Origin of the sequence: Veronia nyctiphanis, from assembly GCF_004116385.1 — a bacterium.
Taxonomy (GTDB): domain Bacteria; phylum Pseudomonadota; class Gammaproteobacteria; order Enterobacterales; family Vibrionaceae; genus Veronia; species Veronia nyctiphanis.
This window is the reverse complement of sequence record NZ_PEIB01000041.1, coordinates 1-22,718: the sequence shown is the minus strand read 5'-3', so window position 1 is coordinate 22,718 and position 22,718 is coordinate 1. Positions and strand designations below refer to the sequence as shown.

19 protein-coding genes and 5 pseudogenes are annotated in these 22,718 nt (G+C 47.1%); 5 read left to right on the top strand and 19 right to left on the bottom strand.

Annotated elements, in window-relative coordinates; genetic code table 11:
• Window positions 1-13: 13 nt before the first annotated feature.
• The 3 genes from yjjG to CS022_RS21720 form a co-directional block, all read right to left on the bottom strand.
• Window positions 14-688, bottom strand: a complete 675-nt coding sequence (yjjG, locus tag CS022_RS21730; RefSeq protein ID WP_129124016.1) for a pyrimidine 5'-nucleotidase — start codon at window positions 686-688, stop codon at window positions 14-16.
• 179 nt (window positions 689-867) lie between these two features.
• Window positions 868-1,422, bottom strand: coding sequence for a hypothetical protein (locus CS022_RS21725; RefSeq protein WP_129124015.1), 555 nt, complete (start codon window positions 1,420-1,422; stop codon window positions 868-870).
• Window positions 1,419-2,144, bottom strand: coding sequence for a PepSY-associated TM helix domain-containing protein (locus CS022_RS21720; protein WP_129124014.1), 726 nt, complete (start codon window positions 2,142-2,144; stop codon window positions 1,419-1,421). Before CS022_RS21720 ends, CS022_RS21725 begins: the two co-directional genes overlap by 4 nt.
• A 389-nt stretch (window positions 2,145-2,533) precedes the next feature.
• Here CS022_RS21720 and CS022_RS21715 point away from each other — a divergent pair, with 389 nt between their 5' ends.
• Window positions 2,534-3,229, top strand: coding sequence for a 4'-phosphopantetheinyl transferase family protein (locus tag CS022_RS21715; protein WP_129124013.1), 696 nt, complete (start codon window positions 2,534-2,536; stop codon window positions 3,227-3,229).
• Window positions 3,230-3,546: 317 nt separating this feature from the next.
• Here the strand turns inward: CS022_RS21715 and CS022_RS25025 are convergent, their stop codons facing one another.
• The 7 genes and pseudogenes from CS022_RS25025 to ffh form a co-directional block, all read right to left on the bottom strand.
• A complete protein-coding gene (locus tag CS022_RS25025) occupies window positions 3,547-3,684 on the bottom strand; it encodes a hypothetical protein (RefSeq protein ID WP_161569712.1) in 138 nt (45 codons plus the stop codon).
• 58 nt (window positions 3,685-3,742) lie between these two features.
• Window positions 3,743-3,928, bottom strand: coding sequence for a hypothetical protein (locus CS022_RS21710; protein WP_129124012.1), 186 nt, complete (start codon window positions 3,926-3,928; stop codon window positions 3,743-3,745).
• Between the two features lie 248 nt (window positions 3,929-4,176).
• Window positions 4,177-4,530: a 50S ribosomal protein L19 gene (gene rplS, locus CS022_RS21705; RefSeq protein ID WP_129124011.1), complete on the bottom strand. Its 354-nt coding sequence runs from the start codon at window positions 4,528-4,530 to the stop codon at window positions 4,177-4,179.
• Window positions 4,531-4,565: 35 nt separating this feature from the next.
• The gene (gene trmD / locus CS022_RS21700) at window positions 4,566-5,312 is read right to left on the bottom strand and encodes a tRNA (guanosine(37)-N1)-methyltransferase TrmD (protein WP_129124010.1); all 747 of its coding nucleotides are present in this window, start codon (window positions 5,310-5,312) and stop codon (window positions 4,566-4,568) included.
• A 37-nt stretch (window positions 5,313-5,349) separates the two neighbouring features.
• A pseudogene (gene rimM, locus CS022_RS21695) lies at window positions 5,350-5,876 on the bottom strand (ribosome maturation factor RimM).
• A gap of 32 nt (window positions 5,877-5,908) precedes the next feature.
• Window positions 5,909-6,157 carry a 30S ribosomal protein S16 gene (gene rpsP / locus CS022_RS21690; RefSeq protein ID WP_129124009.1) on the bottom strand — a complete coding sequence of 83 codons (249 nt, stop codon included), beginning with the start codon at window positions 6,155-6,157 and terminating at the stop codon, window positions 5,909-5,911.
• A gap of 186 nt (window positions 6,158-6,343) precedes the next feature.
• On the bottom strand, window positions 6,344-7,708 hold the full coding sequence (gene ffh, locus CS022_RS21685; RefSeq protein ID WP_129124008.1) for a signal recognition particle protein: 1,365 nt from the start codon (window positions 7,706-7,708) through the stop codon (window positions 6,344-6,346).
• A gap of 153 nt (window positions 7,709-7,861) precedes the next feature.
• Here ffh and CS022_RS21680 point away from each other — a divergent pair, with 153 nt between their 5' ends.
• From CS022_RS21680 to CS022_RS28325, 4 genes and pseudogenes are all read left to right on the top strand, one after another.
• A complete protein-coding gene (locus CS022_RS21680; RefSeq protein WP_129124033.1) occupies window positions 7,862-8,659 on the top strand; it encodes a cytochrome C assembly family protein in 798 nt (265 codons plus the stop codon).
• An 89-nt stretch (window positions 8,660-8,748) separates the two neighbouring features.
• A complete protein-coding gene (locus CS022_RS21675) occupies window positions 8,749-10,020 on the top strand; it encodes an HlyC/CorC family transporter (RefSeq protein WP_129124007.1) in 1,272 nt (423 codons plus the stop codon).
• A 235-nt stretch (window positions 10,021-10,255) separates the two neighbouring features.
• Window positions 10,256-11,035 (top strand): annotated as a pseudogene (locus tag CS022_RS28330) (PAS domain-containing protein); the annotation flags it as partial.
• 39 nt (window positions 11,036-11,074) lie between these two features.
• On the top strand, window positions 11,075-11,584 hold the full coding sequence (locus tag CS022_RS28325; RefSeq protein ID WP_268967928.1) for a methyl-accepting chemotaxis protein: 510 nt from the start codon (window positions 11,075-11,077) through the stop codon (window positions 11,582-11,584).
• Between the two features lie 79 nt (window positions 11,585-11,663).
• On the opposite strand, the gene CS022_RS21665 is transcribed toward CS022_RS28325, so the two are convergent.
• From CS022_RS21665 to CS022_RS21625, 9 genes and pseudogenes are all read right to left on the bottom strand, one after another.
• Window positions 11,664-12,272 carry a transglycosylase SLT domain-containing protein gene (locus CS022_RS21665; RefSeq protein ID WP_129124005.1) on the bottom strand — a complete coding sequence of 203 codons (609 nt, stop codon included), beginning with the start codon at window positions 12,270-12,272 and terminating at the stop codon, window positions 11,664-11,666.
• Between the two features lie 59 nt (window positions 12,273-12,331).
• A pseudogene (gene gshA / locus CS022_RS21660) lies at window positions 12,332-13,908 on the bottom strand (glutamate--cysteine ligase).
• 93 nt (window positions 13,909-14,001) lie between these two features.
• Window positions 14,002-16,779, bottom strand: a complete 2,778-nt coding sequence (locus tag CS022_RS21655) for a M16 family metallopeptidase (protein WP_129124032.1) — start codon at window positions 16,777-16,779, stop codon at window positions 14,002-14,004.
• A gap of 93 nt (window positions 16,780-16,872) precedes the next feature.
• Window positions 16,873-17,306 (bottom strand): annotated as a pseudogene (locus tag CS022_RS21650) (YqaA family protein).
• Window positions 17,299-17,901, bottom strand: coding sequence for a beta-phosphoglucomutase family hydrolase (locus CS022_RS21645; RefSeq protein ID WP_235869844.1), 603 nt, complete (start codon window positions 17,899-17,901; stop codon window positions 17,299-17,301). The pseudogene CS022_RS21650 and the gene CS022_RS21645 overlap by 8 nt, the downstream one beginning before the upstream one ends.
• Window positions 17,898-18,851, bottom strand: coding sequence for an NADP-dependent oxidoreductase (locus tag CS022_RS21640; protein WP_129124004.1), 954 nt, complete (start codon window positions 18,849-18,851; stop codon window positions 17,898-17,900). Before CS022_RS21640 ends, CS022_RS21645 begins: the two co-directional genes overlap by 4 nt.
• Before the next feature lie 107 nt (window positions 18,852-18,958).
• Window positions 18,959-20,088 (bottom strand): annotated as a pseudogene (locus CS022_RS21635) (sodium ion-translocating decarboxylase subunit beta).
• 9 nt (window positions 20,089-20,097) lie between these two features.
• Window positions 20,098-21,879: a sodium-extruding oxaloacetate decarboxylase subunit alpha gene (gene oadA, locus CS022_RS21630; protein WP_129124003.1), complete on the bottom strand. Its 1,782-nt coding sequence runs from the start codon at window positions 21,877-21,879 to the stop codon at window positions 20,098-20,100.
• Between the two features lie 33 nt (window positions 21,880-21,912).
• Window positions 21,913-22,155, bottom strand: a complete 243-nt coding sequence (locus CS022_RS21625; protein ID WP_129124002.1) for an oxaloacetate decarboxylase subunit gamma — start codon at window positions 22,153-22,155, stop codon at window positions 21,913-21,915.
• Between the last annotated feature and the right edge of the window lie 563 nt (window positions 22,156-22,718).

The window sequence follows — 22,718 nt, the reverse complement described above, 5'->3', positions numbered from 1 at the left end:
CCTGATGATGAAATTAGCCTAGAAGGCGGTCCTGTAACTCATTCCAAGAGGAAACCGTAAAGGTTGGTTTAATGCCGTCAGGTAAGCATTCACCGTTAAGGTTTAACCAGCAGGTGTCGATACCAGCATTCATCCCACCGAGAACATCAGAATGTGGGTTATCACCGACCATTAGCACCTTCGCCCGGTCGGGTTTCCCCATCACCTCAAGTGCATGCTCAAAGATTTTCGGGTCAGGTTTCGCCACACCTATTTCTTCAGAAATAAAAACATGCTGGAAAAAAGGCTTCATACCCGTGCGTTCAAGTCTGATTTGCTGAAGCTCGGTAAAACCATTGGTGACGATGCCAAGCTTTGCTTTCTCAGCCAGTAACGGAACAACAGTATCAACATGTTTGAGAGGCTGACAGACATCGGCCATCGCATTGAGGAACGCATTGTTCAGCTCTGAAGGGTCAACCTTCAGCTTATCAGCCCAATGTTGGTAGCGCGTCACCTTTAGCTCTTGCGCTGTAATTTCACCGTTTTGGTACTGTACCCACAATGGCTTGTTTCTGTTTTTGTATTCAACATGATCGTCGCGGGTAAAATCAACGCCGTACTCTGCAAACATGATTTTCAGGCCTTGAAAATCATCAAATGAAAAAAGGGTTTCGTCGGCGTCAAAAAGAATCCAGTCGTAGCGCATATCTGCGTCCTTATTGGTTTTATTTGCGCCCGAATTCTACGCTTTGCAGGGTGTGAATCAATATGCGTTGGATGTAATAGTGCGGAGAATCGAAAGAAAGGCTCGTCAAGCACGCAAAGGGACTTAATGAGTAAGCCGCGCCTGACTGAAAAACATCAAGCGCGACCTGAGAGATGCTATCAGGCTTCTCGACGCTGCAGCGCTTTACCGCCTAACTGCACAATAAATGTGGTTACAACCAGCACAATCAAGCTGACGCCAAAGAGCGGCAACAGGACAGCAAGAAAAGCCAGCAAGAGGACAATCCCCTTACCCACTCGCATATTTTCGGGGACTTTTGGAATGCCCCAGCTACCTTTGGGTTTGCGAATAAAATACGACACCATCCCTGACAAACTCATCATTGCCAGAAGCAAGGCTACGGCAAGTACCAGCCCCCAGTTTAGGCTTCCAAATAGCTCTCCCTGATGTATTCTCATCACAATCTGGCGTGAGTGGCTCATGACACCCACGTCTGACCAAGGAAACGCTTTCACTTCTTGACCTGAGTACTGATCGTAATGAATTGACCATTGCTGATCTAAATCCTGATAGCGGTTTTTGATGCTAAATACCGATGTCGATTTTGCAGGTAAGGTCAATGTTACCGTTCCTGGTAAGTCGGCTTTTTGCGCGATTGAAACCATTTCGTCGACACTCAACGGTGACGCATTCTCAGCCTTCACAGATTTCAAACCACGGCCGTTGTAGCTGACGGATAACCAGAGCCAGTGTTATCGCGAACCCATTTGTAGTTACTGCCAAAATACTCTGTCCAAGGCATGCCTCCAGCCAGAATCACTAACAGAAACGCTGATAACCAAAACCCAGTAACCGCATGTAAGTCGCGGTACAGGGTACGTTTACCCGCATTAAAACGAACAGTAAACAGGCCTTTGACACCCGATTTTCCCTTTGGCCACCAAACGTAAATACCTGTGATGATTAGCACCACCATCCAGCTGGCGACAAGTTCTATCACTAATGTACCTTGCTTACCGAGCAGCAGTTCACCGTGTAACTTCCGTACTTTCTGCATAAGGGTGTCTGAAACCGCCCATGAACCAGTCACTTCACCAGAATAAGGGTCAACATACGTGCTTCGTTTTGATGAATGTCGGCCTGATTGAAATTCAACTGCCTGTTCCAGCCCATTGGGTAGGATCATTTTCGAGGGCAGAGGTTGGCCATTCAGCAATGCAGCTTCTGTTGCGCTATCAAAAAGCTGTTCGTAACTCAAGCGCGGGCCTGAGACCGAAACCTGCTGCACCTCTTTGTATGCTTGTTGTTCGTAATCGCCTTTAAACAGATAAATCGCACCGGTCACTGCGAGAAGAAAAATGAAAGGAAGGCTGAACAGTCCCGCCAGTATGTGCCACTTCCAGATCCAATTATGTATTTGTTGTCCCTTGAACATTACTTGCCCTTGTTATTGTCATGTCAAATGATGAAGGATGTTCACAGGCTGGACAGGGAAAATGAGGCGTATCAAATAATGAGGGTATCAAAAGTAAGCCAATACATTTACAAGCCAGCAATGTTTGCGATCAACCTTTATCGGCCATATCGACATACTATCAATGATTTACACAGATTCTCGTCACCTTGGTTGATAATTCGCATCAGTGAGAGCCATGTATTCTTCCTATTTAAACGAAGAATGGTAGCAAAGGCATGTTTGCTTCATAAGTTGCGCAATGTAACAAAATGTTGTCTCACTTCGCATGTGCTGAAATAAAACTGCCCCCAAACTCACTGATGGTTATACTGGCTGGCCGATAAAACAGGGATAAGGGGAAATAAGCGGTGTTTATCGATAAGCCTGAGAGCATTCCACTGAGGGATTTTGATGGCGTGTGCCTCATGGCTAATTTCAACAAAGAGCGCTTTGACGTCGATAACTTTGAGTTACTGAATATCCCGATGCCGCAACACATCGTCAAATCGGTTAAAAAGCGTCAGGCAGAGTATCTTGCTGGTCGGTATCTCGCTAAACTCGCTCAAGAAAGATTAAATGGTATTGCCTCAGAGATTGCTACTGGTCCACAAAGAGAACCGCTTTGGCCAAATGGTCTCATCGGCTCAATCTCTCATCATCAGTCTCAAGCTGTTTGCGCATTAACCAAACAATCTAATCCAGAACAGGGAATAGGTATTGATATTGAAAGCGTTGTCGATGAAGAAACGCAGGCTGCGCTTATAAAGACGGTTGTGATTGAAGAAGAGCGAATGCTTCTAAAAAACTATTTTACCGAGTCAGAAGGACTTACTGCTATTTTTTCAGCAAAAGAAAGTATATTTAAGGCTTGTTACCCTCAGGTAAAGGGCTATTTTGACTTCCTTGATGTACAGCTTATTTCCTGCAGTAGAGAGTCTTTTCATTTCATATTTAATAAAAAATTATCTAACTTTATTAATGAGGGCAACATAATACCCGTCAGTATCTATCCTCAAAATGACACAATATTGACATTTACAGATTCTAACTGGATAAAAAATTAAACCGCCCTTTACTTAGAGCTATTCCCACCCAAATAAACGATCTCAATCATCGTATATATCGAATTATTAAGAGCGACTTTTGATAAATGCTGCTGAGAATAGCTGCCACCCATCACGCCATGCGTAGAGCATAATCGAGGCTACTATCTATTGACTTTTATATTAAAAATAAAACGATGACTAGACTGTAAGAGGGTTAGTAAATTAAACACAGTATTTTGACTAATACCAGACAATAGAGGGGTAGCTAGAATACATATATCTCATAAGATAATGAGCACTACTTTCGAAAATAGCGCCCATTATGAAGAAATCAATTAGGCTTTTTTAATCGCTTTTTTGATTTTTTTCACTTTAGCTTTTGCTTTTTTCAGCGCTTTCTTCAGTGATTTTTTACCTGGTGCCTTAGTAACTTTCTTCACGTCTTTCTTTGATACTTTCTTGGCCTTTGCCATTATATTCTCCTCATTGATTAGAGCATCCCAAACAACAATTTTTCACCAATATGAGTTATCACTGGTCAACATCTGGGTCTGCATTCTCTTTCAGGTATTGTTTGATAAACCTGCGAATCTCCCTTGCTGCTGAAGTATCCAGCTCTTCACACAAGGCAATAAACTGATCACGCTGCTCACCGTTGATACGGATAACAAGCTGACTGTCTTTTTTATTGTCAGGATTTTTCTTTTTACTATTCACAACTGGACACCTAATGCATCACAAGAGATGTACTAAGTACATACATTTTATATACAATGTAACCTAGCATATAGAATTACCTCGAAGAACAGCACACTAAAAAATGAAAAGCTCATAAAAAGTATAATTTATGAAACACCTTAAATTATTAATGGCCTTATTGAAGCTTGATACTTCAATCGGACAAAAAAAAGCCCACCTTTCGGTGGCTTTTTCATCTTCTTTCGGGAGAATAAACGCCAGAGCGATTATTTCTTAGCGAGACGCTCTTTAATACGAGCAGACTTACCAGAACGCTCACGCAGGTAGTACAGTTTGGCACGACGTACTGCACCGCGGCGTTTAACAGTAATGCTATCAACCACTGGAGAGTGAGTTTGGAATGCACGCTCAACACCTTCGCCGTTAGAAATCTTACGAACGGTGAATGCAGAGTGCAGACCACGGTTACGTTTCGCGATTACAACACCTTCATAGGCCTGTAGACGTGAACGATCGCCTTCTTTAACTTTAACCTGAACAACAACAGTGTCACCCACGTTGAATTCAGGAAGATCTTGCTTAAGTTGCTCTTCTTCGAGCGCTTTGATGATGTTACTCATTTTATTACCCTAGAATAAACTGATACTAAATTTGCTTAGGTACTTGTCTGGTGTTCTTTAATGAACTCAGCAAGCAATAATTCCTGTTCGTCAGTCAGAGCTAGGTTTTCCAGGAGCTCTGGTCTTCTAAGCCAGGTGCGGCCTAACGACTGCTTCAGTCGCCAGCGGCGAATATCCTTATGATTGCCAGACTTGAGTACCGCAGGTACTTCCAGTCCTTCCAATTCATCCGGTCTCGTATAGTGCGGACAATCTAACAAGCCATTTGCAAAAGAATCTTCTTCTGCCGACGCAAAGTCTCCGAGTACTCCCGGTACAAACCGAGATACTGCGTCAACCAAGGTCATGGCTGGCAACTCTCCACCACTGAGCACAAAATCCCCGATAGACCATTCTTCATCGACTTCGGTTTGTATAATGCGCTCGTCTACCCCTTCATAGCGTCCACAGATAAGAATTAAATTCTCATTCTGCGCCAGCTCCTCAACGCCAGCTTGGTCAAGCTTTCTGCCCTGAGGTGAGAGATAAACCACTTTCGCCTTACCGCCAGCGGTTTTCTTGGCTTGATGTATGGCATCACGCAACGGTTGCACCATCATCAACATGCCTGGACCTCCACCATACGGTCTGTCATCGACAGTCCGGTGTTTGTCATGGGTAAAATCACGGGGATTCCATGTTTCTACCTCAAGCAGACCTTTCTTTACCGCCTGGCCAGTTACCCCAAATTCGGTAACAGCACGGAACATTTCAGGAAAAAGGCTGATAATACCAACCCACATTTTTCCGCTCCTATTGCTTTATATGTTACCCGGGGGGTTAAAATCCAGGATCCCAGTCAACTTCGATCCGTTGAGCAGAGCGATCAATCATCTTGATGACTTGCCCATCGAGGAACGGTACTAATCGTTCCTTCTTACCAAAAGCATCTTTCAGGTTGGCTTTAATAACCAATACATCGTTAGAGCCTGTTTCGAGAATGTCTGTCACTTTACCAAGGCTATAACCTTTAGTCGTAACAACATCCATCCCGAACAATTCGCGCCAGTAGAATTCTTCATCTGTCAGCGATGGCAATACGTCTGGATTGATACCAATTTCAGCGTTTGTCAGTGCTTGAGCGTCTTCACGCAGATCAAGCCCTTCCAGTTTACCGACCCAGCCTGATTGTGGCGTTTCCAGTCTTCGACTTTAAACTCTTGCCACTGACCACGTACCTTGATAAACCAAGGTTTGTAGTCGAAGATGTTTTCAGCTTCTTCTGTGTAAGAAAAAATCTTGAGCCAGCCACGAATGCCATAAGAAGCACCAAGCTTTCCTACTACAATCTTTTCTTGCTCACTCATCACTTTTTCTTTCAACCCTGACACCAATTAAATTACGCAGCTTTCGCAGCATCTTTAATCAGCTTAGCTACGCGATCTGAAACAGATGCACCTTCGCCAACCCAATGGTTAACACGGTCCAAGTCCAGACGCAGAGCTTCTTCCTGACCTTTCGCCAGTGGGTTGAAGAAACCGATTTTTTCGATGAAGCGGCCGTTGCGCGCATTGCGGCTGTCAGCAACAACTACTTGATAGAATGGACGCTTTTTAGCGCCGTGACGTGCCAAACGAATGGTTACCATATCGTCCTCTTTGCATTACTGAATTAAATTGGCCCTGCGCAATGCAGGGCCTCGTGCCAAAATAAAGCTCCGGAATTTTACTCTTTGTGTGATCGAATGCAACTGCTTTAGACAAAAAATCACCAACAAATGGTCAGTATCAACCACTTATCGTTTCGAGCTCAGACAAAAATCCGGTGAGAGCAATCAGCGTGGGAACATTCCGCCGCCAGGCATCATGCCTTTCATGTTACGCATCATGTTTTTCATTCCACCTTTCTGCATTTTCTTCATCATTTTCTGCATCTGGGTGAATTGCTTGAGAAGACGGTTAACATCCTGAACCTGTGTCCCCGAGCCTGCTGCGATACGTTTTTTACGCGAACCTTTAATGAGATCAGGGCGCGCACGCTCTTTCAAAGTCATCGAATTGATGATGGCTTCCATCTGAACGAACATTTTATCGTCGACTTTGTCTTTTACATCTTCAGGCAGATTTGACATGCCGGGCAGTTTATCCAGCATACCCATCATGCCGCCCATGTTCTTCATCTGCTGAAGCTGATCATGGAAGTCCTGTAGGTCGAAGCCTTTCTTGTTTTTAAACTTCTTCGCCAGTGCTTCTGCTTTATCTTTGTCGACATTACGTTCAATGTCTTCAATAAGCGATAGCATGTCGCCCATACCGAGAATACGGGACGCAACACGGTCAGGGTGGAAAGGTTCCAGTGCGTCGGTTTTCTCACCCACGCCAAGGAATTTAATCGGCTTGCCCGTGATGTGGCGGACAGACAGAGCCGCACCACCACGCGCGTCACCATCCACTTTTGTCAGGACGACACCCGTCAGTGGCAACGCATCGTTGAACGCTTTTGCAGTATTTGCTGCATCCTGACCTGTCATTGCATCAACAACAAACAGCGTCTCTACAGGATTGATGGTAGCGTGAACATCTTTGATCTCGTCCATCATCTCACCATCGACATGCAGGCGACCTGCGGTATCGACAATGACAACATCGTAGAACTTGAGTTTGCCGTGCTCTATCGCAGCCTTAGCAATATCGACGGGCTTTTGGTCAGGTGTCGATGGAAAGAAATCAATCCCTACATCATTCGCCAGCGTTTCAAGCTGCTTGATTGCTGCAGGGCGGTAAACGTCAGCTGACACCACCAGCACTTTCTTTTTTTCGGTCTCGCAGAGCATTTTACCCAGCTTACCGACACTGGTGGTTTTACCCGCACCTTGCAAACCAGCCATAAGAACAACGGCAGGAGGCTGACAGGTTAAGTCCAGTGCAGAGTTGGATTCGCCCATCACGGCTTCCAACTCTTTCTGTACAATCTTGATGAACTCCTGACCCGGTGTCAGGCTTTTTGAGACTTCGATGCCAACAGCGGCTTCTTTTACCCGTTTTACAAATTCACGAACAACAGGTAAAGCCACGTCCGCTTCCAAAAGGGCCATGCGCACTTCGCGCAGTGTTTCTTTTATATTGTCTTCGGTGAGACGACCACGACCACTGACGTTTTTCAGCGTCCGTGACAAACGTTCTGTTAAGTTATCAAACATGTCCTACTCGCTTACTGCGCGGAATATTTAGGCGGAAATTGCGTTGATTATAACGTATTATTGACGCGACTAACATGCTACGGATAGCGGTGAATGTTCAGTCAGGGTATACTCTGGTTTTGGTTTACTCGCAACTTTGCCTATTCAGTGACGATGGAAATAGTTATTGCCCTTTGTTCTGCATTGCTGTACTTCGCAGCCTTGATGCAGATTATCCCGGGTTTATCCGGCCCTAACCAAATCCCGGTGCATAGGGTTGGTATGTTCGCTGTTGGTGCGATGGTGCTGCATTCAGGTCTTTTGGCTGAGCTCATTCTATCGGGCACAGGGCAAAACCTTAGTATGCTGAACGTCTCGTCGTTAGTAAGTTTGATCATATCAGGCACGACGACTGCATTAATGTATCGTCTTCGAGTGTGGGTATTGTTACCCGTCATGTACAGCTTTTCTGCCATTAACCTTGGATTAGCAACACTGGTTCCAGGCGGTTTTATCACCCATCTTGAAACGCACCCACAACAGCTTGTGCATATTTCTCTCGCCCTCTTCGCCTACGCCGTACTCATTATTGCTACTTTATATGCTATTCAACTCGCATGGCTTGACCAGCAATTAAAGAAAAAAAACAAGTTAGTGATGAACCCTAACCTTCCTCCTTTGATGGCGGTAGAGCGCCAGCTCTTTTCCATCATTTTAATTGGCCAGTTGCTGCTTACTCTTACCCTCGCCTCAGGTTTTGTCTTCGTGCAGGATATGCTCGCAACAGGTAAAAGCCACAAAACGATCCTCTCCGCCATGGCTTGGGCCGTCTACGGGGTGCTTCTCTGGGGACATTTTCGTTCAGGATGGCGCGGCAAAAAAGTGATTTGGTTCAGTATTACTGGCGCCCTCTTACTGACTCTTGCCTATTTCGGCAGTCGTTTCGTACGCGAAGTCATTATTGCAGCGTGATAATAATGATGTAATTGACCCTGAGTATTTGACACTCGGGCGAATCCCTGCCCAAATGAAGGGCTAACTGACACAGAAGGAAACAAACTTTGGACGACATATCGACGGGAACGTTATTTTCCCTACTGGTATTGCTTATCGTCATTTCTGGCTATTTCTCAGGCTCTGAAACCGGCATGATGTCATTGAACCGTTATCGGCTCAGACACTTATCCAAACAGGGTCACAAAGGAGCGAAGCGTGTTGAGAAATTGCTTGCCCGTCCAGATCGCCTTATTGGCTTGATACTCGTCGGTAATAACTTTGTAAATATACTTGCAACAGCTATAGCTACTATCCTTGGTATGCGATTATACGGCGACCTCGGTGTCGCGATCGCGACAGGCGGCTTGACAGTGGTAGTGCTTGTATTTGCTGAAGTGACGCCTAAAACATTTGCAGCTCTTTACCCAGAGCGTGTCTCGTACCTAAGTAGCTATGTCCTTACCATTTTGATGCGTGTGATGTATCCATTGGTGTGGATGGTTAATGCTATAACAAACAGTTTTTTGAAAATACTGGGCCTTGCCACCAATCAGGGCGGGAAAGATAACCTGAGCTCTGAAGAGTTGCGGACAGTTGTTAACGAAGCAGGCAGCCTGATCCCTCGCCGTCACCAAAATATGCTTATCTCAATCCTCGAATTGGAGGAGGTGACTGTTAACGACATCATGGTGCCACGTAATGAAATTACGGGTATTAACGTTAACGATGATTGGAAAGCGATCATGCGTCAGTTAACCCATGCCCCGCATGGCCGAATGGTCTTGTACCGTGACAGCATTGACGAAGTGGTGGGTATGCTCCGTGTTCGCGAAGCTTATCGAATGATGGTTGAAAATGAGTTCAACAAAGAAAACCTGCTTCGTGCTGCCGACGAGATCTACTTTATCCCTGAAGGCACACCGCTCAATGTTCAGCTGCTCAAGTTTCAGCGAAATAAAGAGCGTATTGGTCTAATTGTTGATGAATATGGCGATATCATCGGTCTGGTGACATTAGAAGATATTCTTGAAGAAATTGTCGGAGAATTTACTACGTCCGTTTCACCTAGTTTGGCGGAAGAAATTACACCCTTGCCTGATGGAAGTTATCTCATTGAAGGCAGTGCCAATATCCGTGATTTGAATAAAAGCCTTAGCTGGGACCTTCCTACTGACGGACCAAGAACACTTAACGGACTAGTACTCGAACATCTAGAGGATATTCCAGACAGTAAGATGAGCATTGAAATCAATGGTCACTTCATGGAAATAACCGAGATTGCCGACAACATGGTCAAACAAATTAAAGTGTTACCTGTACTGAAAAAACCACGTTAATACAAAAATCAATTTATAAGGGCGGGTATATACCGCCTTTTTACTCTCCTCATGCCACTCCCAGTCCTCGACACACATCACTAACCCCTATTTAAATTAAGGTTTTAGCTTGCAAAAAGTGACTCATTTGTTGTGCGAAGTCTCACTTTTTCTACTAACAATTAATAACAGTATTTTTTATTTTTCAATCCATCGGTTTAACCTCCATGATCGCGCCGAAGCGTGATGTGGGGCAATGAGGTTTGAGGAAACATTCATGTTTAATGGCAAGCTAAAGAAAGAAATAGAACAATTGAGACAAGAAAGCTCATACAACAAGGCTTTGTTGGAGTCGATCAATGAGAGTGTCCCCACAATCTATTTCACACCCGAAGGTATCATTAAACGTGCTAACCATCTTTTGCTGGGTGCGGCTGGTTATGCGCTTGAAGAAGTTCAGGGGCAGCATCACAGAGAACTTTGTGATCCTGATTATGCACGAAGCACTGAGTACATGAAGTTTTGGGAACGGCTAAGAGCTGGCGAAGTGATCAGTGGTACATTCCCAAGACGTAACAAGCGCGGTGAGCGATTGTGGCTTGAGGCAACATATTTCCCAGTGAAGATTGACGGTAAAGTCGTTGAGGTCATGAAAATTGCGTCCGACATCACCGAAGAAAAAATCCGCCTTGATGATCAGAGCGCTATCTTCAGTGCACTTGACAAATCCTTGGCTGTGATTGAATTCCATCCTGACGGTACCATTATCAAAGCCAACGGCAATTTCCTCGCTGCCGTCGGCTACAGCCTCGATCAAATTCAGGGAAAACATCATAAGATGTTTTGCCCCGAAAGCTTTTATCAAGAAAACCCTAACTTTTGGTCCGAGCTCGCGAACGGTGATTTCAAAGCAGGTCAGTTCGAGCGTAAAAACGCCGCAGGGCATGTTCTTTGGTTAGAGGCTACTTACAACCCTGTTTATAACGACGACGGTAAAGTGTTTAAGGTTGTCAAATTTGCCTCCGACATTACAGCACGAATCGAGAAAGATCATGCGGTCAGGGCTGCGTCTGAAGTGGCTTATTCAACCTCAGTCGAAACGGCACAAATTGCCAAACAGGGTGCTGATGCACTCAACTCTACGGTACAGACGTCCTCATCGATTTCCGAACAGGTACTGGAAACCGCTGAATCAATATCTCAACTTAATGAACAATCAAAAAGCATCGAAGCGATTGTATCAACTATCAGTGATATTGCGGACCAAACCAATCTGCTTGCGTTGAATGCCGCCATCGAAGCCGCTCGGGCGGGCGACCAAGGCCGTGGATTTGCCGTTGTTGCCGATGAGGTAAGGCAATTGGCAGCGCGAACCAGTCAATCAACGGCTGAAATTGCCGACGTGGTGAAGAAAAACCGGGAACTGACGTCGGAAGCGACAGACAAGATGTCTAGTGTATCGGAGAGTGCTGATAAGGGTAAACAACAGATCTCTGAAGCCGCAGGCGTGATGGATGAAATACGTGCAGGTGCAGAGAATGTCGCTAAGACAGTATCCAGCCTCAGTATAGGAAGCGATGGATAAATTCACTCTCACACGCGCTCATTAAGATTGAAAAGGCCGCTGATCAGCGGCCTTTCTTGTACATATGATACACAGAAGATCAGAAACGCCACCATGGGGACTTATCCTGATTCAAATCAACTTTACAATGTTTCAGCTGGACCGAATACGTCCTTGCTTGGCGGTCGACGCGGCTGGCTTCCATTTGCAGTTCACGTTTACTCTTGTGGTATCCATCTTGATAGCCATACCATCCCTCTTTGTAAGCCAGATATTGATTTCGGGCATCAGACATTGGGATATTCAATCGACTCTGGCTTTCATTGGTATACCAACCGAGGAAGTCCAGTGAATCGGCAAAAGATGTTCGGGAAGAAGACTGATTCGTCGCTACCTCATATTCTTGCCAAATCAAATCCTGAGCTTGCGTGTAGCCCACCGGTGCACTGTTATCACCTCTCGGCGATAGACGGAAAAACACATCATCGATAGCGACATCTTGCATGAAGTCACTTTCCTTTCGGATGAATGCCATGGCCAAGGAAACAGGGGTTCCCCACTGTTGCTCCATCGCTTTAGCGGCCTCATACCAATCTTCGTGTTCAGCAAAAATGCTGCAGATATTATCTGGATTATCAGGAGGAGACTGCGCGCAGCCCGTAAGCACTAAGCAAGTACTAATCACAGCCAAAATTGAAGAGGTGTGCATTCGTATATCCTTATACAAAATACAGGCAAGGCGGCATCCTGGCCGCCTTTGTTTAGGTATTAGTTTTTAGTATAGCCAAAGTAGTCAGCAAGATATTGCTCAAAACTGACGTTGTCAGCCTCTTCTATGGCTTTCTGGCGCACGAGACTGTCCGCCGCTTCTTTATCGAAAACATCTGTCGAAAAGTGGCCGAGATAGTCGCTGTTATTAAAGAACTGTAAGTGAGACTCAGCGAGTTCCATGCTGACGCCGTTCACACATTCCTTCTTCAAAATATCGCGAAGCATCTGCCCGGACAGCGTCTTTTCAGGGTACTCAAACCAAGACTCCAGTTCATCACAGGTCTGCTGATAACAATCAGTGTCGTTTGCCTTATCCATCAAGACCGCCAGCGGTCTCAGTTCAGCAAATACACGTTTACCCCAATCAGCCTGAGTCAGTCTCTCACCGGCACACCCGATCTTTAATGTCAGTCCCGGTTTACGTCCTTCGATAACAATCTTCTGCCAGTTATCGCGCCAACAATTCAGTTCAGCTTCGTCCATGGGATCGGACGGCGTGAGCAAGCACCATGTCATCAACAAATCGAGGAAATAGACCTGCTTGCTGTCGATACCTATCGGCGAGTATGGGTTGACGTCGAGCGAGCGAACTTCAATATACTCCACACCACCCCGAGCAAGGGCTTCAGACGGCTTTTCACCACTTTTAGCAACTCGCTTGGCACGAATAGGGCATATAGTTCGTTTTCGATTTGCAGCGCATTGGTGTTGAGTTGTCGGTAGTTACCCTGACTGTCTTTGACACCGATGGCAGCGAACTCTTCAGAAGGCGTATGAATTGCCTTTTGTACGCCTGACAAATACTCATCAAGGCTATTAAAACCAACTTTTATCTCATCCTGAGCACTGTTTGTGTAGCCAAGATCACTTAAGCGAAGCGATGTTGCGTAAGGCAGATAACAGGTTTTGTGGGAAGTCATTTCGAACGGCAGCGTCGTGCCGCTCTTGTCGACAAACGACTTACACAATGCTGGTGAGGCGCCAAATAAATAGGGGATCATCCAACCAAAACGGTAGTAGTTCCTAATCAATGCAAAGTAAGCATCAGAGACCGATGATTGTCGCTCTTGCTCGCTTTGCTCACCAAACATGTGCTGCCACAATGATTCGGGAAACGAGAAGTTAAAATGCACACCAGATATGATCTGCATAACACTGCCGTAACGGTGCTTAAGCCCCTCTCTGTAGAGCGTTTTCATCTTGCCCTGATTAGATGTTCCGTACTGGGCCAGAACAATATCGTCTTCTGAGCCAAAAAAGCATGGCATCGACATTGGCCATAATCTTTCCCCGTCCAAGTTCTTGACGGTAAAACGGTGAATATCATGCAACTGCCCGAGCGTTTCGGGAACGGAATGACTCACTGGCGTAATGAATTCCAGTAACGACTCTGAGAAGTCTGTTGTGATCCATTGGTTAGTCAGCGCTGAACCTAATGCTGCTGGGTGTGGGGTTGAAGACAGATCACCCTGAGCTGAGATGCGCAATGCTTCCCTCTCAACACCCCGTCCTATTCCTTTTAAAACGTCCGGAGTGTGTGATAACGCATTCAACCTGGTCAGAAAATCGGTCAAAGTGGTTCTCGTATAATTATCGAATGTAAGTGGCCCTAGGATAATCACTCTCAGGGCCAATTTCTATCTCATCGTAGGCACAAAAGACTATTGTTATTCACCCGTCGAAATTTCGTCCAGCAAGCGCGTCACGGGTATACCCGTCTTTTCGAGCTGTGACATTATCGTCGCCGCATCACCAACCACAATGATTTGGCAGTCGTCAGGGGTAAACCATCGCTTGGCAAGTGCGTTCAATTCCTGCGCAGTCACTGTGGAGACTATCTCCTGCTGACGTTGTTTATAGTCTGTTGAAAGGCCATATTTCTGGAGATTTGCCAGTAAGCCTGCTTTTTGACTGGGCGTTTCGTAATCCAGCGCGTCACCCTGAGCAATCGATTTTCGCATAAAGGTTAACTCTTGCTCCGTCACCCCATCAGCGGCCATTCGATCCAGTTCATAGATAAACTCTTGAATAGCTTTGCCTGTGACATCGCGCCTGACCTCCGCCTGAAAAAGGATCAAGCCTGAATATTGATTGCCAAAAACGTACCCGCTTGCGCCATAGGTATAGCCTTTATCTTCACGCAGGTTTTGGTTGATGCGTCCGTTGAAGTTGCCACCGAGGTTGAAGTTAGCCAGCTGGGTTTTAAACATTTCTCCCGTGGCATCATAGGGCATACCTTTGCGGACGAACTGTACAATACTTTGTGTGGCTCCGGGGTTATCTTTTAACCAGATTCGTTGACCATTAAATGTCTTGTATTCGGGTTCAGCCAGAACGTTGCCTTCCGAGCCGTTCCAGAAGGACAAACGGTTCATCAAACTGAGCGCATGTTTTTCAGTGATATCCCCTACGATCACGGCTCTGGCTCCTTTGGGGGTGTAATGCGCTTTATAAAAGGCTTTCACATTATCCAATGTCAGGGATGAGACTGTAGAAATATTGCCACCAGGCGAAATGCGGTGTTGTGCATTTTTATAAAACACTTCCCGCCTTGCGCTGTCTGCCAACGACTTAGCGGACTTTTGAGCAAAAGCCAGCCCCTCAAGCATCTGGCGTTTATTTCGCGCAAAGTCTTCTTCTGAAAACTTAGGCTCTGACAATAAGTCAACGGCAATGCGTAGCGTCGGATATAAGTGCTTTTTCAGCGTCGAAATCGTCAACACGGTATATTCCCGATTTGCACGCAATCCGACATAACTCCCCAGCCTGTCGAGCTTGGCCTCAATATTTTCGCCACTACTTTTAATGCTGCCCTCTTCAACCATTGCCGCCGTTAATTCTGCAAGCCCCTGCTGACCATCAGGCTCTCGAAGCCCACCCGCAGGCAGCAATAGCTCCAGCGTAATGGTTGGCGTTTCGCGGCTTTCAGTCCCAATTACCTGCATGCCATTAGACAGCGAGGCGCTATATACCGAGGGAACGCGACCAAATACGGGTTTTCCTTCTGGCGGGATGACTGAACGGTCGAAGGTTTCAGGCGTTTCCCGGTGACCCACCGGCTGCTGGTCATGCCTAGGATGAACATCTCTTGATATTTCTGAGGGCTCGTTGACCGCCAGCATGCTTTCTCCCTCGGGCACCACAGAGAGGATGACGGCGGGCTTTTGCCAGATATATTGCTCAAAAGCACGTTCGACACGCTGGGTAGTGACGTTTTCGATACTGTCTAACCACCAGCCAAGTCGGTTAGGTTGATCATAGAAAACTTCATTGCTGGCAAGTTGTGAGACTTTACCGCTGACACTTTGCAAACTGAATACTGCGCTCGATTCTGCGCCGCCTTTGACCAGCGACAAATCGTCGTTAGAAATACCGCGCTCGTTGAGCTGCGCCAACACATCCATTACCTCTTTGTAAATCTCTTTGAGGTTTTGCCCCTGATTGCCCAACGCATAAAGCTGAATAGAACACGCCAGCTCGCCACAGTCCTGATTGACTCCCACACTCAATACCTTGCCCGTTTTCACTAGCTGTTGATACAAGAGGCTGTTACGGCCCTGGCCAATGACGGAGGTCAACATGTCGAGAGGGAAACGCTCAGAAGCTGAAGGGTTCGCCGTTGGCCAGGTCAGGACGAGCATTGGCTGTTGAACTTTATCCTCTAATGTCAGGTACACATCATGGGGTAAGGTCACTGGCTGCGGTGGTTGCTTTTCAACAACTGGCCCAGGGGGAATATCACCGAAATACTTTTTAACCCATTTCAGCGTCTGCGCCACATCAATGTCACCACCAATCGTCAAGGTGGCATTATTCGGACCATACCAGCGTAAGAAAAAGGCCTTAAGGTCATCCACGTCAACCTGATTCAAATCTTCTATGTAGCCTATTGTCGGGTGCGAATAAGGGTGGCCAGATGGATAAAGTGCCTCAGCAATTTTCTCACTCACCATGCCATAAGGCCGATTTTCAAAGTTCTGCGCTTTTTCGTTTTTTACCGTCGCACGCTGAATCTCGAATTTACGTTTTGACACCGCTTCGAGCAAAAAGCCCATACGGTCAGATTCAAGCCACAGCATTTTCTCAAGCTGATTGGCAGGCACAATTTCATAGTAATTGGTTCTGTCACGATTGGTCGTGCCGTTCAGAGAGCCGCCCGCTTCTGTCACGAGCTTAATATGCTGCTGATCGCCCACATGCTTCGAGCCTTGGAACATCATATGTTCGAAAAAATGGGCAAAACCGGAGCGCCCCGCCTCTTCTCTTGCTGACCCAACATGATAAGTCACATCAAGGTGAACCAAGGGGTCGGAGTGATCCTCATGGAGAAGAAGCGTCAGGCCATTATCCAACTGATACTTTTGATAAGAAATCGCGGGCTCACTGCCTCGCTTTCCACCTTGTTCGATAAAGTTAATACCTTCAGGTATCTCAATTGGAGGCATGGTATTGAGCAGCGAGCAAGAAGATATGGCGAGGATCAGAGGGAGCAGAAGTATGCGCACGGAGAATTCCTTTGATTCAATCGGTAGTAATATTCAGTGAAGAGCGCTTAAGGTGATGACTGAAAGAACAAGATATCGCAACGCTTTCCCCGTTGCTACCAGCAGCCAACACCATCGTTGACGCCAGCGCAGCCAACCAGCTGCCAGACAAAGGGGATCACCGATAACGGGAAGCCAGCTCAATAATAATGCCGGATAGCCGTAACGATTGAGCACGCCAAAGCACGTTGCTGGTGTTTCTCATCAGTTTGTTTGTTGGGAAGGAAACGTCCAATCCAGTAATTAGTCATACCGCCAAGCGTGTTACCGAGTGTGGCCACAACGATTAACAAGGCGACAGAATGCTTGTTTTCACTGAGTAACAGCACCAAATTGGCCTCCGAACCACCTGGCAGTAAAGTGGAACTCAGAAAGCCTGTCGAAAATAAAACCCAGAGCGCATTTTCGCCAGATAACCACTCAAGCATGCTGCCTATCCGTGACATCAACCACGTCCATACCTGCCGCTTTCGCAGCCTCAATGCCGAACACTGCGTCCTCAAACACCACACAACGGGCCTTTTCAGCACCCATCAGCGAAGCACATTTTAAAAATGTATCGGGCGCGGGCTTAGGGTTGTCGACCTGATCGGCACCAACAATAACATCAAAGAGTTCCAGTAACCCTGCCTTTCTAAGAAGTTTTTCTGCAATTTCAGTTAATGTCCCGGTGCCCACAGCCATTGGCTTTTTTCCGTGATAATGACGGGCAATCTCAGCGGCAGGCAGCACCATCACATCCATATCCGCCATGCCATTAAAAATGGCATTTTTACGGTCTGCCAGTGTTTTGGGCTCGACATCCAGCCCTAGCTTTTCAACGAGCACCTTTGCCGTTAAAAGCGTCGGGCTGCCTGCGCGACTGTGATACCAATCGAGATCAACCTCAAAACCATACTCATCGGCGGTTTGTTGCCATGCCTGATAATGGGCAGGCATGGAATCGAGCAAGGTACCATCGAGGTCAAAAATCAACGCGGAATAATCGTCGTAGGCGTTCACCGAATCAGAAAGTTGGCTCATTGTGGCATCTCCAATAAAATCTTACCCCGAGTGCGGCCTGTCATGATATCGCGGTGCGCATCAGCGCCCTTTTCGAGGGAGTAGGTATTAGCGATTTCAACCGTCAGCTCATCGGTTTCTGCCATGGTCAGCAATCTATCCATCTGCCAACGATTGGGACTGACCAACATACCGTCGGCATGCAAACCACGCTGACTGGCCTCTGCTATCACAGCGTCTTTGGTCACCGTAGGGACAGTGATCATCCGTCCTTTCCCATTTAATGCACCCAGTGCATTGATGCCTGTTTCACCACCAACCAAATCAATGATCACATCAAAAAATGCCTGATAGTTGCCAAGACCTGAAGCCTGATAATCGATCACTGATATACCAAGATCGGACAGGTAGTCACAATTCGCCTGTGAGCACGTGGCGTAAACATCAGCATGTCGTGCCTTTGCCAACTGAACTGCAAGATGGCCAACACCTCCGGCACCTGCGAGGATAAGCACTTTCTCGCCATCAGCTAGCTTTGCTTTCTCAAGCGCCTGCCACGCTGTCTGCCCGCATACTGGCAATGCTGCCGCGGTTGCAAGACTGACGCCTGCAGGCACAGAGGAAAGCAAAGATGCATCAACGGCAACATATTGGCTGTAAGCACCACCGCCAAGCGGAAAACCAATCAGGCCGGTGACGCGGTCTCCCTTCTCGAAGGCCTCTTCGTGACACCCCGAATCGACAACGACGCCTGCGATGTCATACCCCGGTACCCACGGAAGGTTATCTTTGTTCTGCTCCGCCGCCCAACCAATACCAGCGCGCGTTTTGGCATCGATAGGATTGACCGCCGCAAACGCGACTTTGACCAGAACCTGCTCCGGCCCGGGAGCGGGCAGTTCACTCTCGACAACTTGTAATGTGCCTGGTTCACCAAATGCCGTGATGGCTAACTGTTTATTTGTCGGCATACCGTATCCCTTTTGCCTTTCCTATCAGACTGTCAGTGTCAGAAAAAAAAGCGGCAGACTCAATGCCTGCCGCCAATTATTTGCGCTGAGTGAGTATTTAAATCAAATTAGCCCACCAGAGCCAGAAGTACACCTGCCGCAACCGCCGAGCCTAGCACGCCTGCGACGTTTGGCCCCATAGCATGCATCAGTAGGAAGTTATGTGGGTTTGCGTCTAAGCCCACTTTGTTAACCACACGTGCCGCCATGGGTACAGCTGACACGCCAGCAGCACCAATCAGTGGGTTGATGGTCTCTTTGCTGTACTTATTGAGAAGCTTTGCCATCAATACTCCCGCAGCCGTACCGATGCTGAAAGCCACCGCACCAAGCAGCAATATTCCCAAAGTTTCAAATTGCAGGAAAGTGCCTGCCTGAAGCTTGGAGCCGACTGCCAGACCAAGGAATATGGTCACGATGTTGATCAGTTCGTTTTGCGCGGTATTAGAGAGACGATCGACCACGCCACACTCACGCATCAAATTACCGAGACAGAACATACCGACCAAAGGCGTCGCCGATGGCAAGAACAGAATCGCCATCATTAAGACCGCCAATGGGAAAATAATCTTCTCAATCTTGGTGACATGACGGAGTTGCTGCATCTCGAGCTTGCGCTCTTCCTCATTGGTCAACAGCTTCATGATCGGTGGCTGAATAATCGGCACCAGCGCCATATAACTGTAAGCCGCAACAGCTATCGCACCCAATAGATCTGGCGACAACCTGCTGGCGAGGAAAATAGCGGTAGGGCCATCAGCACCACCAATAATGGCGATAGACGCGGCGTCCTGAAGAGAGAACTCCATGCCGGGCACAAGGTTCAACAAAATTGCACCAAACAGGGTAGCAAAGATCCCGAACTGCGCAGCGGCACCAAGAAGCAGTGTTCTCGGTTGGCAATCAGCGCGCCAAAGTCCGTCATTGCACCAACGCCCATGAAAATCAGCAACGGAAACACACCACTTTCTATGCCCACATAGTAGACGTAGTAGAGTATCCCGCCCGGATCGGTGAAACCCGCATTCGGTATATTGGCAAGGATGGCGCCAAAACCGATAGGTAACAGCAGAAGCGGCTCAAAACCACGACCAATTGCGAGAAACAACAGGATACAGCCAACAGCGATCATCACCAGTTGGCCGAACTCAAAGTTGGCTAGACCTGTCTCTGACCAAAGAATCATTAATCCTTCCATGAGCCCCTCTTATGCAAGGCTCATCAGTGGAGAGCCCACTGTGACCGCATCACCTTCTTTGACCATCACATCCTGAACTGTACCTGAACGGACAGCTCGGACCTCGGTTTCCATCTTCATCGCTTCAAGAATCAGCAACACATCGCCTTCCTGAACCTGTGTTCCGGCCTTCGCCAACACTTTAAAGATGTTACCTGCCAAAGGTGCAGCGACCACTTCAGCATTGGCAGGCGGTACAGGAGCCGCCACGACGGGCGCAGCAGGCGCACCACTCGGTGCCACTGAAGTCAATTCACCCTGAGGCCCTACTTCAACATCAAAGACCTGCCCGTTTACACGGACGCTGTATGATTCAGTCCCACCGCTAGGCGCGGACGCTACTGCCGGAGCAGGTTCAGGCTCATTACCTGGTGCGGGTTCAAAAGCATCTGGGTTACCACGGTTTTGTAAGAACTTGAGACCAACCTGAGGGAACAGCGCATAAGTGAGAACATCATCAACCTGTTCCTCCGCCAAAGCGATCCCCAACTCTTTTGACTTGGCTACCAAATCATCGGTAAGAGCGTGCAGTTCATCTTCGATTAAATCAGCCGGGCGGCAAGTAATAGGTTCAGCACCATCAAGCACTTTCGCTTGAAGTTCGGCATTTAATTCTGCCGGCGCCTTACCGTATTCACCTTTGAGGATCCCCGCTGTTTCTTTAGTAATGCTCTTATAACGCTCACCGGTCAGAACGTTGATGACTGATTGTGTGCCGACAATCTGAGACGTCGGTGTCACGAGCGGGATGTAGCCAAGGTCTTTTCTGACACGCGGAATTTCATTCAATACTTCGTCAAGACGGTCAGCCGCGCCTTGCTCTTTAAGCTGGCTTTCCATGTTGGTCAGCATGCCGCCAGGTACCTGAGCAATCAGGATACGCGAATCGACACCTTTAAGCTGACCTTCAAACTTCGCATATTTCTTGCGAACTTCACGGAAGTAGGCAGCAATCGGCTCCAGCTCTGTCAGTTTCAGGTTGGTGTCTCTTTCTGTGCCTTCCAGCATGGCCACAACCGTTTCTGTCGGCGTGTGTCCATATGTTTGGCTCATTGAAGAAATCGCGGTATCGAGGATATCCAGACCTGCTTCTACCGCCTTGACCGCTGTTGCCGTTGAAAGGCCAGTGGTTGCGTGACAATGCAGGGCCAGTGGAATATCACACGATGACTTAATGCGGCCCACCAGCTCCTCAGCTTCATAAGGTTTAAGCAGCCCAGACATGTCCTTAATGCAAAGAGAGTGACAACCCAGATCTTCAAGGCTCTTCGCCAGATCGACCCAAGTTTCAATAGTGTGGAAAGGACTTGTCGTGTAGGAAATAGTGCCCTGTGCATGTGCGCCAACATCTTTGACAGATTTCACCGCTTTCTGGAAGTTACGTACATCATTCATCGCGTCAAAAACACGGAAAACATCCATGCCATTGGCATGTGCACGTTCAACAAACTTTTCAACCACATCATCGCCATAATGACGATAACCAAGCAGGTTTTGACCACGAAGCAGCATTTGCATCGGGGTTTTCGGCATCGCTTTTTTCAGTTCGCGCAACCTAACCCAAGGGTCCTCACCTAAAAAGCGAATACAGGCGTCGAAGGTAGCGCCTCCCCAGGTTTCCAGTGACCAATATCCAATATCGTCAAGTGCTGCCGCAATAGGCAACATATCGTCAAGACGCATTCGGGTAGCAAAAAGCGACTGATGGGCATCCCGTAGCACCACATCTGTAATCGCCAATGACTTAGACATACAACATTACTCCTTGTATTTATGTTATTGGCCTTATCGCCGCGTATTCCTGTGCTGGTGAACCGCCGCTGAAATAGCAGCTATGGTTTCCTGACTCACAGCATTGGTTTGTCCGCTTGATGGTGGTATTGGTGTCGGTGCGACTGGCACTTCTTGTGGCACCAGTTTCGACATGATGCGGACCAGAAATATAAGGATAGTAAGAAACACAAAAACAACGGACATACCCGTAAGCATGAGTGTCAGTGCTTGCTCTAATACACTTCCCAGTTCCATTCTCCTCCTCCCCCTGAGGATGATTTCACTTTTTATTCCAGTTCAGAGCGCGGTGTTTACCACAAATTTGTACTTTGACTGTCAAATTAGGGCATTTGAGCTTCTGAATGCCCAAAATACTAACAATTTGCATAAATAACAATCCCTGCATGATAGCAAATTGGTTATTTCATATTCTCCAATCGGCAAAAACGGCGGCGCGTTAATAAAATGTTAATTAATAAAAGACGATACCAAAGCAAGCCGAGATTAAAAGAGTGTGCCGTAATCAGGCAAGAAGTCATCGGGAAAAGTACGTAATTCAATAAAGATATTCAGGATTTTTACCAAAAGAGGAATTTTTGAAAGAAATGATGACGTCCATTCCGTAAGCCCCCCCTGATTACTTGCGTGTTAGAGGCAATACAGATTATATCAAGGGTGAAAAATAGATCAGAATTCCTTAAATGAATATTAAGTCACTTTGAATGAATTTGTAGTTAAAGGAATTTGGAATGACTTCAAGAGAATGGCGCGTCCGGGAGGATTCGAACCTCCGACCGCCTGGTTCGTAGCCAGGTACT